We start from the raw sequence: 2,191 nt of genomic DNA on the forward strand, positions 1-2,191 counted from the left end.
GTTGGGTCGGGTCAGGGCGCGGTGCTGGACTTGCGATCAGTCCGTTTCCCTGACCCGCCCGCCGAACCCGGCGTGCATGTCTCCATGCACCGGGCTCTCCGCGTGTCTTGCCCGGGGTCAACCGCCTGCAGCGGCGGTTGCCGGTGGTGGTGTCCACGGCGTCGAAATCTTGGTTCCGCGATAGCGGTAGCGGATCACTTTGACGCTGGATGCGCCGGTGAACTCGACGCCGTTGCAGGCCAGTTTCCAGGTGCCGGGCAGGCAGAACCGGCGGCGTAGCTGCTGCCAGCCGATCCGGGAGTATTTGCGGAAGATCCAGCCGACGATGCGATGCCACGCATGGTTATCGATCGCGCCGAAGATCGCCTTGGACACTCCGTGCCGGAAGTAGTTCGCCCATCCGCGCAGCATCCGGTTCAAGCTGATCAGCAGCTCGTCCGGGCGCATGTCCTGGTAGGCCCTGCGTGTTCGGTCTTTCACCTTGTCCTTGATCGCTTGGATCGCTCTCCTGGACGGTTTGGTGTAGACGTAGTACTTCTGCGTTCCTCGTTTGCGCTGCCTTCTGATGTGGAAGCCGAGGAAGTCGAAGCCCTCGTCGATGTGGACGACGCGGGTCTTGTCCGGTGACAGCCGGAGCCCCAGCGGGGCGAGCACGCCTGCCACCTCCTCGCGCAGGGCCTCGGCATGGTGGCGTTCGCCCGATACGACCACAACGAAGTCGTCGGCGTATCGGATGAGCCGCCAGTTGCCCAGGCCGTTCCTCCTGCGCCTGGCCCGCCGCTTGTCGGTCCGCATCTCCTGCTTCCATTGCCGGTCGAAGTACTCGTCCAGCGCGGATAAGGCGATGTTGGCCAGCAGTGGAGACAGGACGCCGCCCTGGGGCGTTCCAGCCGGTGTCGCTTCCCAATCTCCGATGGTCGTCATGACCCCGGATTTCAGGAACGCCTTCACCAGCGTGTTCACGCGCTTGTCGGAGATCCTTGCCCGCAGCCGGGTCATCAGTGCCGTGTGATCGATCTCGTCGAAACAGGCGTGGATGTCGGCCTCCAGGATCCAGTGGTACTTGTTGGAGCCCGAGGACAGATGGTGGATCTCGGCGATGGCATCGTGCGCTCGCCGGTTGGGGCGAAACCCATATGAGGACGGCAGAAAGTCCGCCTCGAAGATGGGCTCCAGCACCGCCTTGAGGCTGGCCTGAACCACTCGGTCGGCGATGGTGGGGATGCCCAGCTTGCGCAACTTGCCGCCCGCTTTGGGAATCATCACCTGCCGCACCTCGGCAGGCTCGAACTCGCCCAACTTCAGCGAGGTGCGAATCTGCGCCAGGAAAGCCTCGACCCCGATCCGGGTCTCGACCTGGAAGGTTGTGACCCGATCGACTCCCGGAGTTCGTCCTCCGGCGTTGGTGGACACGCGTTCCCACGCGTGCATCAGGAACGCCGGGTCATAGACGAGGTTGAACAGGTCACCGAACCGACGGTCAACGTCTTCGACCGCCCACCGGTGCAACTTGATCTGCATCCTCCGTACCGCCAGGTAAGCCGAATCAGCATCCGGCCACCTCACGGCGCCGGTATTCACCGGCGCGTCTTCGGACATTGCACTCTTCTCCTTGACTGACACGCTGCCGCCCTTCCCCACGTGCCGGGCTTTCCCCGGCTCCGAGTACTACGGCGGCTCCGCCCCGCTCGCGCCTTCGGCGGGCATCACGCCTATCTCCTGCCGCCCGCCTGGAAGGCAAGCAGCAGGAGAGCGAACCCGAGCGGTTCCCATGTTCACTGCTGTCCGATCGACGGGTTAGGCACCCGGCTCTACCCCTGCGGCCTCGCCACGGCTACGCCGTAGTCCTTCACCGTGGCCTCCCAGCCCAGGCTGCCAATACCCGACCAGGAGTTCCCCGCCCGCGATGGGAGGCGGGTACGCACCGCTGACCAGCCCACATCCACCGAGTTCGAGCTGGCAAGAATTCAAGAGGCGTAAGACACCGGTTCCTCGCGTATACCTTCCCGTCTCGCTCACCGGGCCCGACCCATCCGGTAGTGCTGAACCGACCCGACTTTGTCGAGGCTGCTCCCACCCTCCCCGGTGATCCCCGGATCAGGCTGCCTCCAGCTTCACCCCACCGCTACGACGGCAGAGCGACGGTGGTCTTTCACCTCCGTTCGGACAAACAGCGCTTTCCATGGCGCAC

1 protein-coding gene is annotated in these 2,191 nt (G+C 64.6%); it reads right to left on the reverse strand.

The annotated features are described in order from the left end of the window. Window positions 1–117 precede the first annotated feature (117 nt). Window positions 118–1,599 carry a group II intron reverse transcriptase/maturase gene (gene ltrA / locus ABEA43_RS67610; RefSeq protein ID WP_345581494.1) on the reverse strand — a complete coding sequence of 494 codons (1,482 nt, stop codon included), beginning with the start codon at window positions 1,597–1,599 and terminating at the stop codon, window positions 118–120. Window positions 1,600–2,191 lie beyond the last annotated feature (592 nt).

This window comes from Nonomuraea rosea, assembly GCF_039539705.1.
GTDB classification, from domain to species: Bacteria; Actinomycetota; Actinomycetes; order Streptosporangiales; family Streptosporangiaceae; genus Nonomuraea; species Nonomuraea rosea.

Coding starts and splice junctions, on each gene's coding strand:
- ltrA (WP_345581494.1), bottom strand. CDS start 1,599: ATGTCCGAAGACGCGCCGGTGAATACCGGCGCCGTGAGGTGGCCGGAT.